This is a genomic window from Plantactinospora sp. ZYX-F-223 (assembly GCF_039649625.1).
Classification (GTDB): Bacteria; Actinomycetota; Actinomycetes; order Mycobacteriales; family Micromonosporaceae; genus Plantactinospora.
In genome coordinates, this window is sequence record NZ_JBDJAV010000067.1 from 1 (window position 1) to 16,529 (window position 16,529).

The window sequence follows — 16,529 nt, forward strand, 5'->3', positions numbered from 1 at the left end:
AACCGTCAGCCGCTACCACTGGCAACCCTCACCACCACGATCGCTGCCACCGTCCCGGCGCCGAGTCGGCGACGCAGGCCCGAGACGTACGTGTGCAGCTGACCGCGTACCGTGGCCGGCCACGTCTCGCCCCAGGTGAGGTCGATCAGCCGCTCCTCCGGCACCACCCGGCCCGCCTGCAGCAGCAGCGCGGCCAGGATCGTACGCGGCTTGGGACCGCCCAACGGCAGCGGCACACCGCCCTCGTGGACCGCGACCGGCCCCAACAGGCGGTAACGCCGTCCCTCGCTCCGGTCGGTGTCCACCGCGCCACCACCGATCAAGTCTGGCCCACCACCCCGGTCCGTTCCCGAGCTCCGAGCATCGGCGGCGTCCGGCGCCGGCACCACCGCTCATCGGCATCGCCGTCGCACTTTACGACGTCGACGTGGTCCTCCTCCGGCCCCACCAGGTCGACGCCCACGGCTGGCGGTTAAGTTGCTCCCGGTTCGACATGTGATCTGCTACAAAGACCAGGTCAGCCGAAGGCGCCGGCTCCCGGACGCACGCTAGCTTTGCGCAGTGCGTGGGTATCGGGTCTGCGTCCTCGGACGGGTCGAGTTGAGCGTCGACGGGACGGACGTGACGCTCGCCCCGCTGCAACGGGCACTCGTCGGGAGCCTGGCAGCCCACCATGGACGCGTCGTCTCCGTCGACCGCCTGATCGACGGTCTCTGGCCGGATCACCCGCCCGCCGGGGCACGCAACCGGGTCCAGGCGGTCGTCGCCTCGGTCCGGCGCGGTGCGACACCCGAGCTGATCCTCACCAGGTCTCCCGGCTACCAGTTGAACGCCGCCGTGGTCGTGGACGCGGCGGAGTTCGCCGCCGACGTGCAGGCCGCCGCGGCCGCCACCGATGCCCGGCGAGCCGTGGAGCTGCTCGACCGGGCGTTGGCCCGCTGGCGTGACGACGCGTACGTCGACGTCGGCGCGAAGCTGGTCGAGGTCGATCGGGACCGGCTGCACGAGCTTCGCGAACACGCGAACGAACTCCGCGTCGAGGTCTTGCTCTCGCTCGGTCTGCACCAGGAGCTCGTACCGGAGCTGACCACGCTGGTCCGTGACCGGCCGCTGCGCGAGCGGCTGCGTGGCCAGCTGATGACGGCCCTGCACCGCAGCGGCCGGCAGGCCGAGGCGCTCGCGGTGTACCGGGACGCCGCCCGGATGCTCGCGGAGGAGCACGGCATCGACCCGGGACCGGAGCTGCGGCGGCTGCACCGGGAGATCCTCGTCAGCGAGCAGGAGACGTCGCCCCGGGCGTGGGTACGGCCCAACCAGCTCCCCGGCCTCGCCGGTGACTTCGTCGGCCGGGACAAGGAGCTCGGCCTGCTGCTGTCGCTGCTGGGGCGCACCCCGTCCGCCGCCGGGGCCGCCCAGGTCATCGTCGTGACCGGGCTCTCGGGTACGGGCAAGACCACGCTGGCACTACGCGCGGCGCACGAGAGCCGCCACCGCTTTCCCGCCGGGTGCCTCTACGCGGACCTGCGTGGCAACACCGCCGACCCGGCCCGGCCCGGTGCGGTGCTCGGCGCCTTCCTGCGCGCCCTCGGCGTGGCCGGGGAGTCCATCCCGGCCGAGGCCGAGGAACGCGCGGCGCTCTACCGGTCCGTGCTCACCGACCAGCCCATGTTGGTGATGTTGGACAGCGCCGCGGACGCGACGCAGGTACGCCCGCTGCTGCCACCCGCCCGGAGCAGCGCTCTCGTCACCAGCACGGCGACGCTCCCCGAGCTGCCGGGCACCGAGGTCGTCCCGGTCGACGTCCTGCCGCTCGACGACGGGCTGGACCTGCTGGCCAGTGTCGCCGGAGCCGAGCGGATCAACCGGGAGGCCACGGCGGCCGCCGAGGTGGTCGAGCTGTGCGGGCGGCTGCCGCTGGCGTTGCGCATCGCCGGCGTGCGACTGGCCGAGCGGGAGGCGATGACCGTCGCACGGCTGCGCGACCGGCTGCGCGACGAGCGGCGCCGCCTCGACGAGCTGTCGCTCGGCGACCTCGACGTACGCAGCAGCTTCAGCGTCGGGTTCGAGCGGTTGCCGGCGCCGTCCGCGCACCTGCTCACCGTGCTGGGCCGTACCTCGCTGCCCAGCTTCGGGATGTGGGACGAGGCCACCGAGCGGCTGTTGGAGCAGCTGTGCCATGCCCACCTGCTAACTCCCGATCCCGACGGCAGGGTCCGGATGCACGACCTGATCCGGCTGCACGCCCGGGAACGCTCCACCGTCACCACCGGGCAGCTGCTCGACTGGTACGGACGGCTGCACGCGTACGCCGAACGCGCCGACGCGTCGCTGCCCTGCAAAGTCCTGCCGGTCGCGGACGTGACGTCCACGATCGACGCCTGGGAGGCCGTCGACTGGTTCGAGGCGGAGCGGGAGAACCTGGTCGCGGCGGTGCACGACCTGCTGGGGTTGGACGCGGTCGACCTGGCCGGGCGGTTGGCCCGCACGATGGGCAACTTCGCGATCATGCGCATCCATCACCTGCCCGAGTTCGCCGACTGCCTGCGAGGCGTGCTCGAGCGGGAAGCCGACCTGCCCCTGCCGACCCTGACCTCGCTGCGGCTGTGCCTCGGCACGGCCTACCGGATGGTGAACCGGCACGCCGAGGCCGTGCCGCTGCTGCGCGCGGCCCACCGGGACAGCCCCGCGTCGATGGTGGCCCACCGGCTCGCCGCGCTGCACGGCTACTCACTGTGCTGTCGTACGCTCGGCCGGGTACGGGAGGCGGACGCCGCGCTGCTGCTGATGGTGCGGTCGTGCGCCACGCATTGGCCGGTCGGCCCGGTGGGCGGGCACGTGCTGCTGACCCTCGGTGAGCAGCACGGGCAGTACCAGCTCACCTCACCGTTCGCCCACGCCGCCTTCACCGCGGCCCTGCGGCACTTCGAGGACGGTGGCGACCTGTGGGGCGAGGCGCTAGCGCGGGAGGGCCTCGGGCTGCTGCACCGGCACGCCGAGCAGTGGCCGCAGGCCCTGGAGCACCTGGGGCGGGCGGTGACCGCCGCTCGGCGGCTCGGTGACCGGCTGAGCGTGACCACCGGCGAGCAGGCGCTGGCCGCCACGCACCTCGCCGCCGGGGACATCGGCTCGGCGCGCCGACTGCTGGCCCGCACGGTGCCGGCGTTCCGGGAGATGCGCTACGAGTGGGGCGAGGCGATCTCCCGCCGACTGCTCGGCAAGGCACACCTCGAGGAGGGCGACGCGGGTCGGGCCGTGGTCGAGCTGGAAGGCTCGGTAGCGATGCTGCGCGGCATCGGGCAGCCGTTCCCGCTCGCGAACTCACTGAGCCTGCTGGCGCGGGCTCAGGCCGCTCTGCGAAGGCACGACCGGGCCGTCGCCCTCGGCGAGGAGGCGCTGCGCATCTTCGAGCACTTCCACGCCGCGCAGGTCGATGAGCTGCAGGAACGACTCGCGCGCTGGCGGAGCGCAGCGCACGCGCAGTAGAAGCGCAGGGCGCGCGCAGCGGCGACTCGCAGAGTGGTCGGCAACCACCCACAAAGGAGGTCTGCCATGACCAGGATCATCACCCGCGTCGGCGACGCCGTCCTCGGCAAGGTGCTCGGCCGCGAGGAGGCCGGTGCCTGCGTGCCCGAGCACGGCCAGGCCTGTTCGTGCGTCGCGTCCAACGGCTACTGCTCGGGCGGCAGCTACTTCCGCTACTACCGGCAGGGCTACTACAACTGCAACGGCGCGTGCGTGACCAGCACGTCGCGGTCGGTCTGCTACGTCAAGAAGGTCGGCACCTGCTGACCTGGGGTTCCCGTCGGGGGCCGCGCCGTCCAGCGCGGCCCCCATCCCTGACTCGCCGAGGAGTTCCCATGCCGGCTTTCGCCTACGCCGCCCTCGCTGTCATCGGCGCGGTCGCCGCGCTCAACCTCGTCCTTACCCTGGCCCTCGCCCGACGGCTGCGCGAGGTGCGGGCCGGACACGCCCACGACGGAGAGCCCGTCCCCGAGGTGCTGCCCGCCCCGGGCCTGGACGTCAGCGGCTTCCCGCACGCCGACCTGGCCGCCGGCCGGCGAACGGTGGTCATGCTGACCCCGACCTGCCCACCGTGCCAGACCCTCCTGGACACCCTCACCGCCGACGCCGAGCGCTACCGCCACGACACCCTGGTTGTCATGATCGGCACCCCGGCCGAGACGGCGTCGATGGTCCCGCGCCTGACCGGCTTCGACACCACGACGCTCTCCGAGGAACTCGCCGAGAAGGAGCTGCGGGTCAAGGGGTTCCCCGCGGTGCTGTCGGTCGTCGACGGCGTCGTCGTCGACGCCAGCCACCAGCTTCCGGTCCTGGTCTGACCGTGACCACGCTGCGAGCCGCGGTACGGCTGGGCTGCGCCGACCCGAAGGCGCTCACCGCCATGGTCGCCCTGGTCGTCGTCGGCGCGGCCCCGCCGATCGGCGTCGCCTGGTTCACCAAGCTGTTGTTCGACGAGGTGAGCAGGGGCCGCTCGGCCAGCCCGTCGACCGCGACGTGGTACGCGGTGGCGATCGCCGCTCTGGTGGCCCTGGCGGCGATCGCGAACCGGCTGTCCGGCTACTTCACCACGGCGTTGCAGCACGCCATCACGATCGCCGCCGACGTGCGGCTGTACCGGAAACTGAACGGGTTCCTGGGCCTGGCCCCGTTCGAGCGGCCCGCACTGCGCGACCGGCTGGCACTGGCCCAGCAGGCCGCCGACCAGGCGCCGTACGCGGTCGTCATGTTCACGGTCAACGTCGCCCAGAGCGTCGTCACCATCGGCGGGTTCGCGGTGATCCTGGCATCCCTCTGGCCGCCGGCCGGCCTGCTCCTGCTCGCCGTGGCCGTACCCGAGTTCCTCATCCAGTTGCGGCTGTCCCGGCACACCGCGCGGGCCGTGGAGGACAGCGCCGGCCTGTTCCGGGCCCGGTTCCTGTTCCAGACCGTGCTGACCGACCTGCGCGCCGCCCGCGAGGTGCGCCTCTACCATCTCGGCCGGTTCTTCCACGACCGGCTCACCGGTGCCCTGCGGGCGGCCAACAAGCTCGAACTGACCGCCGCGCGGCACGTCACGACGGTGCAGGCCTGCTGGGCCCTGGCCGGCGCCGCCGTGACCCTCGCCGCCACGGTGATCGCGGTGAACGCCGCGATTCGCGGCCGGTTCACCATCGGCGACCTGACCCTCCTGCTGGCCGCGTTCGCCGCGGCGCAGGGCGGCCTGGCCGGCGTCGCCGGCCAACTCGGCGAGGTCGGCGCGGCCATGCGGCTGTTCCGGCACTACGTCGCCGTTCTCGACAGTCCCGTCGACCTGGCCGACGGGTCCCGGCCGGCACCGCCGCTGCGCACCGGGATCAGGTTCGAGGACGTCTGGTTCCGCTACGACGAGGACGGCCCCTGGATCCTGCGGGGCGTCGACCTCACCATCACCGCCGGCGAGGCCGTCGGGCTCGTCGGTCTCAACGGCGCCGGCAAGAGCACCCTCGTCAAGCTGCTCTGCCGCTTCTACGACCCGGTCCGCGGTCGGATCACCTGGGACGGGATCGACCTGCGTGAGCTGCGGATCGAGACGCTGCGGCGGCGGATGGGCGCGGTGTTCCAGGACTTCATGTGCTACGACCTCACCGCGGCGGAGAACATCGGCGTCGGGCGGCTGCCGCACACCTCCGGGGAGGTCGAGAACGCCGCCGTCCGCGCCGAGATCGACGACCGCCTCCGCGCGCTCCCCCACGGGTACGCCACGTTGCTCAGTCGTACCTTCGCGGAGCAGGACGGCGAGCCCGGGGTGACGCTCTCCGGCGGACAGTGGCAGCGGGTCGCGCTCGCCCGGTCCCTGATGCGCGCCGACGCCGACCTGCTCATCCTGGACGAGCCCAGCTCCGGCCTCGACGCCGACGCCGAGACCCGGGTGCACGCGTCGCTGACCCGCATCCGTCACGGCCGTACCGGACTGCTGATCTCCCACCGGCTCAGCACCCTGCGCGACGCGCGGCGCATCGTCGTGCTGGACGCCGGAGTCGTCAGCGAATCGGGTACGCACGACGAGCTGATGGCGGCCGACGGCGAGTACGCCCGGTTGTTCCGGCTCCAGGCCGACGGCTACCAGCTGGCGGCGACATGACCGGCTGGCTGCGCCGCCGCTGGCGCCTGGTGGTCGTGCGCGGGCACAGCATGGCGCCGACGCTGCGCGACGGCGACCGGGTCATCGTCCGGGTCGGGCGGACGCCGGCCGCCGGTGACCTCGTCGTCTTCCGGGCCCATGACGTCGTACCGGAGACGGACGTGACGTGGATGGTGAAACGGGTACACCGGGTCGAACCTGACGGTGCCGTGACCGTACGCGGCGACAACTCGCACAGCCAGGACTCGCGGCACTTCGGCGCGGTGCCTCCCGAGGCGGTCCTCGGCGTGGCCAGAGGGAGGCGATGACACATGTACGTGGAGATCGGGTGCCGGGTGCTGCTCGGCGTGGTCCTGCTGGCGGCGGCGGTCGGCAAGGTCTCCGGCCGGGCCGCCTTCCGCGAGTTCGCCCGGTCGGTGCGCGACCTGGGCTACCGGCCAGCCGGCCCACTCGCCGCGGCCGTGGTCGCCACGGAGTTCACCGCCGTCGTCCTGTTGGCGGTGTTCCCCCTGGCCGGCTTCCTCTGCTCGGCCGTTCTGCTGCTCGCCTTCGCCGTCGCCATCGCCACGAACCTGCACCAGGCTGGCGCCACCTGTCGTTGCTTCGGCCGCACCGCGGAACCGCTGGGCCGGCACCATGTGTGGCGCAACGCTTTCCTCATCGGCTGCGCCGTCGTCGGTGCGCTCGCACCGTCCGGCCCGGTACGCCCGGCCGAAGCTGTGGTGGCCGTCGCCGCCGCGCTGATCGCCGCCGCGCTGATCGTCATGCTGGACGAGGTGCGCTACCTGTTCGGCGCGTCCCGCCGGGCATGACGCGGACGGTTCGACGACCGTCGGCTTCAGACCCGAACCCGTGAGTAGTTGTTTCGGTTTCGCTGTCGAGTAGGTCTCGATCGATGTGGGTCGTTGCTTGTCGTGGGTAGGTACGCGGCGGGCCCGGTGTTCGCGCCGGGTTCGCGGTGCCTCCGTGTCGGTTCGGGCCGTGGGTTCGGCGGTGGTCAGGCCGCGTTTCATCCACCGCCAGACGCCCTCGGCCGGGTTGAGGTCTGGGGCGTAGGACGGCAGGCGGATCACGGTCAGCCAGGGCCGGGCGGCGAGCAGGGTGTGCATGCGGCGGCTGACGTGGGTGTTGAGGTTGTCCCAGATCAGCACGATCGGCGCGCGGAGGCGTTGATGGGCCTGGTCGAGGAAGGCGATGTAGTCGTCCTCGCTGAAGCTGCCGCGTTCACCTTCACGGCCGCGGTGTAGCCCGGTCCGCCACATGAACCGGCCTGGCTGTCCGGGCTTGACCAGGCCGGCGATCGAGACCCGGCCGGAACCCTTGCCCGAGATCTCCACCACGGGCGTGCGACCGCGTCGGGCCCAGGTCTTGCTCACCGGCGGTCGCAGCACCTGGCCGGCCTCGTCCTGGAAGCAGATCCAGGCGTCCCGAGCAATCGAACCCGCAGCGCATCGTCGATTACCCAGCGCCGACGCCTAGCCCTGCTACGCCGTCTCGTCTTCTCCGAACCGAACAGCACACACAAGCAGCGGCTATGGGCTTGAGCGCCGACCGGCTCAATGATGCCCGGTGGACAGCTCGACCCAGACCTGGGAGAAGTCGCCCGCGCAAAGCGCCACCTCGTCGATCAGGAAGTGTACGCATCCGCCGTGGTCCCACACCCAATGGTTTTCGGGCGCGTCGAGCGTGAGCAAGTCGAGCGTGAGCAAATACCGGTAGGGGCGCTCGGTGGCGTCCCCGTTCAGCCATGGCCAGCCGAACGCCTGATAAAGGCCCAGGGACACAATGTCCTCGTCGGTCTCCTTGTGGTAGAGGCCCTGGCTCGTGGCGAAGCCCTCCCAGTCGAACTGCTGGCACACAATGTCGCCCGGCGAACTGGAGGCGTCCGGGCCGACGTCGAGCGTGTCCAGGATCCGATCGTAGTTGTGCCAGTGGCTGGACATCGGGAGAGTGACTGCCCGGACGGCCTGCAACAGGGTCTGGTCGTGCACCGTGGCGGGCTCCAGGGGCTCGACTTCAACGGCGCGCGCTGCGTCCGCCGGAATGACGCGGCAGATCCGCAGGTCGTCCATGGGGTTGCGAAACGTGCCGGAAGACGCGCGGTACTCGTCGTTCGGCTCAAGACAGAAAAAGTTCAGTAGCCCTATGTCAGCGGGCAACTCCTCACCGAGCCACGCAGGCATCGACGCGACGTCCAGGACCGCGTACAAGCTCAGTGGCAACCCTTCGTGCTCCGGCCAAGGTGTCCCGGGGTCAAGGAAGGCGGGACCACCGAACGCTGTCCGGCTTTCGCGGGAAGGCAGTCATCAACCTCGAATCCGTAGTCGTACAGCCCGAACCCCGGCCGCGCAAGAGCGGCGAGCTGTCTCCCCAGATGATCCCCAAGCTGCTCTACGCACAGCGCCTCGACCTTCGCCAAGCTCTCTTGGTAATCCACCCACTTATACAATCACAGGACCACGACATTCAAAGTCGACGCGGACGGCCCCAGAGCACCCGTTCGGGTGGAGAACGCATTTTGATGGCGCCTACTACTTACACTCTGCGTCGTGATGGACTGGCTCGGTGTAGGCGACCAGGTGGCCTCGATCGTTGGCGCGTTCTGCGGCTTAGTGAGCGTTTTAAGACCCCTGACCGGGTTCTCGCTGGTTAGGGCCTTTCGTGCTGCTCATCAAGGGTGCCCGCGGCAGGATTCGAACCTGCGCCCCGCCTCCGAGGGCCCGAACCTGTCCGACAGCGCCAAACCCGTGACTGCGCGAACTTACCGCGCGTCCCTCTCCTCCTCCTGCGTTGCATGAGGCGCACCAGCTTCGATCAATACTTGGCAGCACGCTCTACAATGTCCCGCAGCAAAGTTCCGATACCGGTCTAGGAGGCCATGTGCGCAGCAAGAAACCACTCCCGCTAGCGATTGCAACGATCGCTACCCTTCTGACGCTTGTCGGTTGTGGCAACAAGAGCGGAGAGCAGACCTATAGCGACAAGCTACGGAGTGCCGGCTTCGACGCTGTCGAAATCGATCGTGACGTAGAGAAGTCCGGCAAGAAGAAGAAGCTCGTCGCTTACGACCTCGATTGGACTGTCAACCTTGACCAGGACTCCGTTAGCTGCACCGTAGAGCTGGAACACCCGGCAACGTCATCCGGTGCTCTTAAAGGCGACCAATGGCACATCGATGAGGTTAACGGCAGCGATATCAGCGGCTGGGGAGCCGATAGTCCCGATGCTGAGGCGGTCCGTCGGTTACTCCGCCAACACGGTTACGACTGCTAACTCGGTTTTATCCTGCGGCGGCTGATTGGCAACCCCGCTGATCATGGACGCGGCCCCTGGTTGATCGTTCTTCTGGTCTAGCTACGAGGCCGCCACGGCGCCATGGCGGGAATTGACCAAACGTGCTCTTCTCGGCACGTGCGTGCACAGGCGGCCGGTCCATGCAGGCGGCGGACGTCTACGGAGGGTGACAAGGGTTACAACCCGGCGTCCGCTCGGCGGCAGATCCGGATGGCAGGTGGGGCAGTGCGCCGTGCGCAATCGCGACTTTGCAGGACGGCGTCGCTGGCGGTCGGTGACCTGGCCTCAGTGAGGTCCAGGGCAGCTGCACCGCAGTCCGGGCTCGAGTTCGTCGGCGCGTTCGTGCCGGATGGCGTGTGCCCGATCGTCGACCTGTCGCAGCTGGCCGGCGGTCAGACGGCGGGCGTTCCAGATCAGTGCGGCGGCCTCGGCTGCGTCCGGGTGGACCGGCGGGCCGGCACTCGTCAGGTCGATGCCGGTCAGCGCGCTGAGGTCGCGCGATGAGATGTCGAGGAAGGCGGCGAACCCGGCCAGCAGTTCGGGTGTCAGGGCCTTCTTGCCGTGCCCGATCATGCCGATCGTAGACGCCGACAGCATGTCGCCGCGGCCCAGGCCGAACAGGTACCGAGCGGAACCGATCCAATTGAGGTTGCGGTTGTGCAGCAGGCGCAGCACCACGCCGCCAGCGCTGCTCGGGTACTGCTGATATGACGGCATCGGTGGCCGCGATCCCTGCGGACGGGGCTGCTGCGGCAGAGATTGGACGAGCTGGCGCAGCTCCGGTACAGCACGTGGCAGATACGTTAGTGACCATCCCAGCGAGCCGATGACGCTGGCGGCGGTCGCGTCCAGTGGGGCGAGGTCGTCGGGTACCTGCTGACCGGCGATGACGAACAGGTCGCTTTGATGCAGGTCCAGGGTAGGCGCGAGCCGGCGCAGCAGTAACGGGTCAGGCTCGCCGCCGTCGAGCACCGACGTGATCGCGGCTTCAGCGACGGTTGCCTGTCGGGCTAAGGAGCCGACGTCGACGCCACGCACCTCGGCCAGCCGCATCAACTGCATGCCAAATGTCGGCCACGTCTTCACCGTCCCACCCTACGGACCACCGCCACCCCAACGAAAGCCGATGGCCCTGCGCGCTGATCGCGGGGAAGAGTGAAGCGGAACGCGGCGCACACTCGCGAAGTCGGCGATCCGCCCTGGGCCACCAGGGCGCTTCAGCGCTTTGATGACATGCTCTGGCCGGTAGTGTTCTCAACCTACGTCGTGATCGAGGAGGAGGTCTGGATCGGCAGCACGCCGTCGTGCTCCCCGGCGTTCGCATCGGGTACGGCGCCGTCGTCGGTGCAGGCAGCGTCGTCACTCACGACATCCCGGCCATCACCGTCGCCGTTGGAGTACCCTGCCGAGTCGTCCGACGCATCACGGACGACGACCTCCGCATCCGCGCAGCCCCTGCCGAGGAGCCAAGAACGTACGCATAGCTCCGCTCCGGCGCGTCCGATGCACCTACTCAGCACCGGCCGGATCACGCCGACCGCGGCAGATGAGGAAGGCGCCTTATACCTGCCGCTTCATGATTGAACCGTATGATTAGCATTGCAAAATGCCGGACCCGCCGTCCCTCCGCGCCAACGGCGGTTCTACATTGGCCCAGTTCCAGAGAAGTTCGACGTCGACCGTGACCGTAGCCATGGTGAGACGTTCACGGTCAATACGATCCATCCGTCTCCCAGACGCTACACGCTCTCACCCGATCCCACAGGGCGTCGATCGTACCGGCGTCCGCACGCCCGCACCGCGGTCCACCGCGGTGCGAGCGCGGCTGGCAGCGCTATCCGGCCGAAATCCGTCAGGACACGACGTCGACCGGCAGCATGTCCACCTTTGGCCCGCACATGCCCGCGCTGTCACCCGTGAACCAAGAGATCCGCTTGGCGGGACCGTTCTCCGGGTGCGGGTTCTGCACCGTCGGTGGCAGCCGGACCTCGAGCGTCTTGGGGACCGGCGTGCATAGCACCGGCGGCGGTTCGCTCTTGTAACGCTGCCAGCCGAGCCCGACGATGCCCCGGCCTCCGGGCTTGATGGCCACGGTGTGCGGGGTCTGCGGGTCGGGTCGCTTGTTCACTCTCACCGCAATCACTGCGCCGTTGGCGTCACGCCAGGTCAGAAGCAGGTAACCCGACAACGCGCAGCGGCGCCCGGACGTGTTGGTCATCAGCAGCGAACCGGGAATACCCACGCCGCCGCCACTGCCCAGACTCAACGAGAAGCGCAGGTCCGCCAGCATGCACCAGGGCGGCGCCGACCCCGTCGCGGCGGACGTCGTTCGCCTGGGCGCCGGCGACCGGCCCGGCGACTTCGCGGGCTTGCGCGGCGTCGGCGAAGACGCGGCCGTCGCCGTCGGCGCGACGGTCGCCGACGGCTCCTGCGCCGGTGCGCCACTCGTCGCCGACGCCGCGACCGACACCGACCGGCCACCCTCCGACGATCCGCACCCGGCCGCCACGAACGAAGCGCCACCGGCCAGCACGGCCACCGCCAATGCCATCTTCCGCATGCGTACGCCCCCCTCCCCGTTGATAGCCGCGGCAGTCTAACGAACCGCCACCGGCGATGGGGACCCGGCGAGAGTCTCTCCGGCACGCCGGCGTCCTCCCATCGGTGGAAGTACCAGTACAACGTCTGCCTATTAGAGGGCGTCTGATTCAAGTATTTTGTGAGTGATGTGATCTTCAGATTTCTCGCCAGGTTGGGGTGGTTTCGTCGGCGACCCGTTTGGTGAGGTTGCCGATCATCGCGATGGGGACTGGAAATAACGGCTGATCGACCGATCAAGGGAGAGACGCCAGATGACGACCGAGGCCACCTCAGGGCAGGAGCCGGCTGCAGGGTCGGTGGGTGCGGTCACGGATGAGCAGTTGATCGCGATGCTGGTCGATCGCGCTACGGTCGCTGTTCGGCTGGGCCAGACGCACGGGCACGATCTTCCGGAACCCGACCATGCGCATCCAAGGGCCACGCCGGGAACATCCGATCTGGCAGCCGCTGACGGGAGTCGAGATCGACGCCGCCATCGACGCCGCCGACACCGTGCGGGCCCGCGTGTTCGTCGCCCTGACCGCTACCCACGCGGCCCGCCCCATCCAGATCCGGGCGATGCAGCTGGTCGACCTCGACCTGGCGGGACGGTCGCTGACCATCGGCGGCAACACCCGTCCGCTCGATGACCTGACCTACCGGGTACTGCTGGAATGGCTCGAACACCGACGCCGCACCTGGCCCCGGACCGCGGACCCGCACCTGTGATCAACAAGATCACCGCGCTGTGGCTCGGACCGGTCGGCCATACCTGGATCCTGAACCTGCGGCGACTTCCGGCCACGCTCGAGCGGCTACGTATCGACCGCCAGCTGGAGGAGGCCCTCGCGACCGGCGGCGATCCGCTGCATCTGGTCAAGGTCTTCGCGATCAGCGAGCGCGCTGCCGTGCGGTATGCCGCCAACGCCCAGGCGCTGCTTCAACCCGAACCCACGCCGCCTGCCGACCGACGGCTGCAGGAATGAGACCGGCGTCTTCCGTGCCTTCTCCGCTGACCGCCGGCGGCCCGCCCACCAGCGTTCGACCCGGAGCGGTTCAAACATCGCAACACCACCGAACGCGCGGTCAGCAAGCCCAAACAGTTCCGCGCCGTGGCCACCCGCTACGACAACCGCGCCTTCATATACCTGGTGTCGGCGTACTCGCTGCAGTGCCGTCGACCGAGGCCACGACCGTCTGCGTCGGGGTCCAGGTCGCGCCGCCGTCGGTGCTGCGGCGGACCAGCAGGTCCCGCGGGCCCGCGTCGGACACCTCGTGGCGGCCCTCGGTGGCCACGACGACGGTGTCGTCGGGAAGCACTGCCAGGCCGTGGACGTGGTAGTTGACGTGCGGGTCCACCTCCGAGTCCCAGAGTGTGGTCTCGGCGTACCACGCCTGTGTCGACTGCCCCGCGAACGCCGCGCCGGTCAGCGCGTGCGGTGCCGTCACGGCCGCGGCACCGCCGACGAGTCCCTTGGCGAACGTGCGTCTGCTGATCATCGCGTGCCTCGGAGCGGCTCGATCGCGGACTGATACGTAACAAGGAGCGTCACTGTAGGGGCCTGATCATGGCCGCAACAAGGGGTCCTGTTTCCGGCATATGACGGAAAGCCGGGCGCCGCGGTTTCGGAAACGGTGGTTCAGGGGTTCTTGTCGAGGTGGCGGCGCGTCAATACGATGCCGTGTCTATACGTATCACCTCGAGCGAAGCCAACGTTCCGGAAGGGCAGGACCATGTCCGAGCGCACCAACCGTCGCGCGTTGTTACTGGCAGGTGGCGCGGCGCTGGGAGCGGCTGCAGCCGTCGCACCGTGGCAGGCGACCCCCGCCGCTGCCGACGTGCCCGACGGCGTCGTCACCCCGCAGCAGTTCGGTGCCCTGGCTGACGGGGTCCACGACGACACCGCCGCCATCCAGCAGGCCATCGACTCCCAGCGGGACGCGCCCGGCCATCCGTTCGTGCTGTTCCCGCCGGGCACATACAAGATCACCCGCACCATCGTCGTCCCCGACCTCACCGACGAGCCGTACAACCGGATCCAGCTCCGCGGCTACGGCACGATGGGCAACCGCGCGTCCACCATCAAGCAGGCCCACGCCGGCGTGGGTATGCACATCCAGAGCTCGCTGGCCGCCATCCACGGCCTGTGCTTCGAGGCGACCGTCGACCTCGACCAGGTCGGGCTGCGGTTCTCCGGCGTCGCGAACACTGACGACATGGACGGCGCGATCCTGGACTGCACGTTCATCCAGTTCGACACCGCGATCCAGCTCGTCGGCCGCGGCCTGTACTTCTCCCGCAACCTCGTCGCGCAGTGCGCCACCGGCATCAGCCTCTCCTGGCCCACCGGCAACACCGGCGGCGACGACGCCGTCCACCACCCGCCGTACGGGCTGCGGAAGTGGCTCATCACCGACAACCACTTCCACACCGTCCAGGACGCCATCGTCACCACCCCCACCAGCAACGGGGAGTACCGCAGCGCGATCATCCAGGGCAACCTGCTCGACATCGGCCGCCGGCTGTTCCGGGGCAGCCTCACCAACTCCACCATCAGCGGCAACGTCGTGGAACACGCCCAGGGCGACGCCGCGATCATCACCATCACCAGCGGCGGCCACAACCTCACCATCGCCGACAACGTCCTCGGCGGTTTCGAAATGCCGATCACCCGCAGCGCCGGCGCCATCACGTTCGCCACCGGCTTCACCCCACACAACGTCACCATCAGTGGCAACAGCTTCAACTGGACGCGGGAGACGGCGGTCCGGTTCCTCGGCGGCGCCAGCCGGGTCACCATCGCCAACAACACGTTCGACAACTGGCACATGGGCACCGACGCTCTCGGCGCGGCGATCCGAGTGGTCGGCGCCGCCACCGACACGACCGTCATCGGCAACGTCTTCTCGCCGGACGCCACCAACCGGGCGCCGCTCCGCGTCGACACGCTGACCAGGTCACACGTCATCGGCAACACGTACCCGCAGCCGAACCTGGTCGCGGTCACCACGGTGAACGACTCGCAGATCCAGACCACGCCCGGCAAGTTCAACCAGCTCGAGGTCACCCACGCGGGCGCCGACGGCAGGATCCGGGTCATCAACAGCATGGGCACGATCGCTGCGGGCGGAAAGTACGGCTCGTTCCTGGCGGCGGGTCACCCCGGCACCGCCGGGAACAAGGGCGGCATCCGGGTGGTCGCGGTCAACGGCACCGGATCCGCCGCCACCGAGTTGTTGTGCGCGACCAACACCAGCAACGAAGTGGTCGCCATCACCGCGAACGCCACCGGCCTGATCCCACCCGCCGACAACCTGCGGGACCTGGGCGCCGCCGACAAGCGGATGCGGGCGGTGTACACCCACCAGCTGGCGCTGGCCGAGCAAGCCCCGACCGAGCTGCCGAAGGCCACCGACAACGTCGGCGGTCTCGTTCTCATCAAGGACCCGAAGACCGGCAAGCGCACCCTGGCACTCTCCGACGGCGAGGCCTGGCACGCGGTCCCCCTGGGCGACAAGCTCTGACCACGACGACGATCCGGCTCACTCCCGACGACCCGCAACCGGTCTGGCGGGGAGCGCTGGCATGGACGGTGACGGACGACCGGTGGCAGCCGTGGCGGTTGCCACCGGCCCGGCTCGCCACCGCCCACGCCCTCGGGCTCGGCGGGCGGGCGCGCATGGCCGCCGGTGTCCGTGCGGTCGTGCGCACCGACGCTGCCGCGCTCGAACTTGAGACGTTCGCTGCCGACGAGGACGTGACATCGCTGGACGTCGTCGTGGACGGTGACCTGTGGCGGCGGGTGCCGCTGGCGGCGGGAGCGTCGACGAGCCACGTCGACCTGCTGCCCGGCACCAAGGTGGTGGAGGTCCGGCTGCCCCAGTTCGGCGAGCTCCGGATCGGACCCCTTGTCCTGCACCGTGCGACCGGTGCTGCCGCTGTCGCGGGGGACGGCTTGCGCTGGATCACCTATGGAAGCTCGATCACACAGTGCCGGACGGCCGCAGGCCCGAGCGAGACCTGGCCCGCCCTCGTCGCCCGGCGCCTCGGCTGGGACCTGACCTGCCTCGGGTTCGCCGGGGAGTGTCACCTGGATCCCGTTGCGGCGCACGCAATCGCGCGGACACCGGCGGATCTGGTGTCGCTGTGCCTCGGGATCAACATCTACGGCCTCGCCAGCTTCGGCCGCAGAACCCTTGCCGGACAGGCTTCCGGCTTCATTTAGACGATCCGCGACGCCCACCCGGGCGTGCCGATCGCCGTCATGTCGCCGATCGCCTCGCCGCACCGGGAACAGCGACCCAACGCAACGGGCATGACGCTAGACGATCTATTCCAAGGGTCAGTGGTCGTGGGTCTGTCAAGTTAACTTGACACTCCCGCATCAGTCGACACTGGGTCAACGAGGATTACCTGCATATCAAGCAGATGCGGATGCTGAGCGGGCATCTCCGGCATCCGTGCAAGGATCTTCTGGTGGTCATGGAGCCGGTCCCAGCTACGAGGAGCTGATCTGGCTGTTCGAGGCGGAGC

Annotated in this window: 17 protein-coding genes and 1 pseudogene; 12 read left to right on the top strand and 6 right to left on the bottom strand. The window is 69.5% G+C overall.

The features are described from left to right. Positions 1-5: 5 nt before the first annotated feature. Positions 6-305 (bottom strand): winged helix-turn-helix domain-containing protein, encoded by a 300-nt coding sequence (locus tag AAH979_RS38600; RefSeq protein WP_346263064.1) that lies wholly within the window; start codon positions 303-305, stop codon positions 6-8. A 256-nt stretch (positions 306-561) separates the two neighbouring features. Here AAH979_RS38600 and AAH979_RS38605 point away from each other — a divergent pair, with 256 nt between their 5' ends. The 6 genes from AAH979_RS38605 to AAH979_RS38630 all read left to right on the top strand — a co-directional run bounded on the left by AAH979_RS38605 (position 562) and on the right by AAH979_RS38630 (position 6,933). Then, entirely contained in the window at positions 562-3,483 is a 2,922-nt protein-coding gene (locus AAH979_RS38605; protein WP_346263065.1) for a BTAD domain-containing putative transcriptional regulator, read from the top strand. A 66-nt stretch (positions 3,484-3,549) separates the two neighbouring features. Beyond that, positions 3,550-3,789: a hypothetical protein gene (locus AAH979_RS38610; protein WP_346263066.1), complete on the top strand. Its 240-nt coding sequence runs from the start codon at positions 3,550-3,552 to the stop codon at positions 3,787-3,789. 68 nt (positions 3,790-3,857) lie between these two features. After that, entirely contained in the window at positions 3,858-4,340 is a 483-nt protein-coding gene (locus AAH979_RS38615) for a hypothetical protein (protein WP_346263067.1), read from the top strand. 2 nt (positions 4,341-4,342) lie between these two features. After that, the gene (locus AAH979_RS38620) at positions 4,343-6,121 is read left to right on the top strand and encodes an ABC transporter ATP-binding protein (protein ID WP_346263068.1); all 1,779 of its coding nucleotides are present in this window, start codon (positions 4,343-4,345) and stop codon (positions 6,119-6,121) included. After that, positions 6,118-6,429: a S24/S26 family peptidase gene (locus AAH979_RS38625; protein ID WP_346263069.1), complete on the top strand. Its 312-nt coding sequence runs from the start codon at positions 6,118-6,120 to the stop codon at positions 6,427-6,429. The genes AAH979_RS38620 and AAH979_RS38625 overlap by 4 nt, the downstream gene beginning before the upstream one ends. Before the next feature lie 3 nt (positions 6,430-6,432). Then, on the top strand, positions 6,433-6,933 hold the full coding sequence (locus tag AAH979_RS38630) for a MauE/DoxX family redox-associated membrane protein (protein WP_346263070.1): 501 nt from the start codon (positions 6,433-6,435) through the stop codon (positions 6,931-6,933). A gap of 192 nt (positions 6,934-7,125) precedes the next feature. On the opposite strand, the pseudogene AAH979_RS38635 reads toward AAH979_RS38630, so the two are convergent. Both AAH979_RS38635 and AAH979_RS38640 read right to left on the bottom strand, forming a co-directional pair. Beyond that, positions 7,126-7,587 (bottom strand): annotated as a pseudogene (locus tag AAH979_RS38635) (transposase); the annotation flags it as partial. A gap of 90 nt (positions 7,588-7,677) precedes the next feature. Continuing rightward, a complete protein-coding gene (locus tag AAH979_RS38640; protein ID WP_346263093.1) occupies positions 7,678-8,424 on the bottom strand; it encodes a DUF1963 domain-containing protein in 747 nt (248 codons plus the stop codon). 577 nt (positions 8,425-9,001) lie between these two features. Between AAH979_RS38640 and AAH979_RS38645 the strand changes: the two genes are divergently transcribed. Then, positions 9,002-9,394, top strand: coding sequence for a hypothetical protein (locus AAH979_RS38645; protein ID WP_346263071.1), 393 nt, complete (start codon positions 9,002-9,004; stop codon positions 9,392-9,394). 306 nt (positions 9,395-9,700) lie between these two features. On the opposite strand, the gene AAH979_RS38650 is transcribed toward AAH979_RS38645, so the two are convergent. Beyond that, positions 9,701-10,501 carry an XRE family transcriptional regulator gene (locus AAH979_RS38650; protein WP_346263072.1) on the bottom strand — a complete coding sequence of 267 codons (801 nt, stop codon included), beginning with the start codon at positions 10,499-10,501 and terminating at the stop codon, positions 9,701-9,703. A 766-nt stretch (positions 10,502-11,267) separates the two neighbouring features. After that, complete coding sequence (locus AAH979_RS38655) at positions 11,268-11,705, bottom strand: DUF4232 domain-containing protein (protein ID WP_346263073.1); 438 nt, start codon at positions 11,703-11,705, stop codon at positions 11,268-11,270. Between AAH979_RS38655 and AAH979_RS38660 the strand changes: the two genes are divergently transcribed. The 3 genes from AAH979_RS38660 to AAH979_RS38670 all read left to right on the top strand — a co-directional run bounded on the left by AAH979_RS38660 (position 11,704) and on the right by AAH979_RS38670 (position 12,981). Beyond that, the gene (locus tag AAH979_RS38660) at positions 11,704-12,015 is read left to right on the top strand and encodes a hypothetical protein (protein WP_346263074.1); all 312 of its coding nucleotides are present in this window, start codon (positions 11,704-11,706) and stop codon (positions 12,013-12,015) included. The two genes, AAH979_RS38655 and AAH979_RS38660, sit on opposite strands and share 2 nt — an antisense overlap. A gap of 403 nt (positions 12,016-12,418) precedes the next feature. Continuing rightward, on the top strand, positions 12,419-12,724 hold the full coding sequence (locus tag AAH979_RS38665) for a hypothetical protein (protein WP_346263075.1): 306 nt from the start codon (positions 12,419-12,421) through the stop codon (positions 12,722-12,724). Further along, the gene (locus tag AAH979_RS38670; RefSeq protein ID WP_346263076.1) at positions 12,721-12,981 is read left to right on the top strand and encodes a hypothetical protein; all 261 of its coding nucleotides are present in this window, start codon (positions 12,721-12,723) and stop codon (positions 12,979-12,981) included. The genes AAH979_RS38665 and AAH979_RS38670 overlap by 4 nt, the downstream gene beginning before the upstream one ends. Before the next feature lie 154 nt (positions 12,982-13,135). On the opposite strand, the gene AAH979_RS38675 is transcribed toward AAH979_RS38670, so the two are convergent. Continuing rightward, on the bottom strand, positions 13,136-13,495 hold the full coding sequence (locus tag AAH979_RS38675) for a sialidase family protein (RefSeq protein ID WP_346263077.1): 360 nt from the start codon (positions 13,493-13,495) through the stop codon (positions 13,136-13,138). A gap of 234 nt (positions 13,496-13,729) precedes the next feature. Here AAH979_RS38675 and AAH979_RS38680 point away from each other — a divergent pair, with 234 nt between their 5' ends. Then, positions 13,730-15,520, top strand: coding sequence for a glycosyl hydrolase family 28-related protein (locus AAH979_RS38680; RefSeq protein ID WP_346263078.1), 1,791 nt, complete (start codon positions 13,730-13,732; stop codon positions 15,518-15,520). Positions 15,521-15,576: 56 nt separating this feature from the next. Next, the gene (locus AAH979_RS38685) at positions 15,577-16,221 is read left to right on the top strand and encodes an SGNH/GDSL hydrolase family protein (protein ID WP_346263094.1); all 645 of its coding nucleotides are present in this window, start codon (positions 15,577-15,579) and stop codon (positions 16,219-16,221) included. Positions 16,222-16,529 lie beyond the last annotated feature (308 nt).

Bases quoted from the DNA above. Each gene is read 5' to 3' on its own strand.
- AAH979_RS38660 (WP_346263074.1), top strand. From the start codon at position 11,704: ATGCACCAGGGCGGCGCCGACCCCGTCGCGGCGGACGTCGTTCGCCTG.
- AAH979_RS38630 (WP_346263070.1), top strand. From the start codon at position 6,433: ATGTACGTGGAGATCGGGTGCCGGGTGCTGCTCGGCGTGGTCCTGCTG.
- AAH979_RS38615 (WP_346263067.1), top strand. From the start codon at position 3,858: ATGCCGGCTTTCGCCTACGCCGCCCTCGCTGTCATCGGCGCGGTCGCC.
- AAH979_RS38655 (WP_346263073.1), bottom strand. From the start codon at position 11,705: ATGCTGGCGGACCTGCGCTTCTCGTTGAGTCTGGGCAGTGGCGGCGGC.
- AAH979_RS38675 (WP_346263077.1), bottom strand. From the start codon at position 13,495: ATGATCAGCAGACGCACGTTCGCCAAGGGACTCGTCGGCGGTGCCGCG.
- AAH979_RS38625 (WP_346263069.1), top strand. From the start codon at position 6,118: ATGACCGGCTGGCTGCGCCGCCGCTGGCGCCTGGTGGTCGTGCGCGGG.
- AAH979_RS38610 (WP_346263066.1), top strand. From the start codon at position 3,550: ATGACCAGGATCATCACCCGCGTCGGCGACGCCGTCCTCGGCAAGGTG.
- AAH979_RS38680 (WP_346263078.1), top strand. From the start codon at position 13,730: ATGTCCGAGCGCACCAACCGTCGCGCGTTGTTACTGGCAGGTGGCGCG.
- AAH979_RS38665 (WP_346263075.1), top strand. From the start codon at position 12,419: ATGCGCATCCAAGGGCCACGCCGGGAACATCCGATCTGGCAGCCGCTG.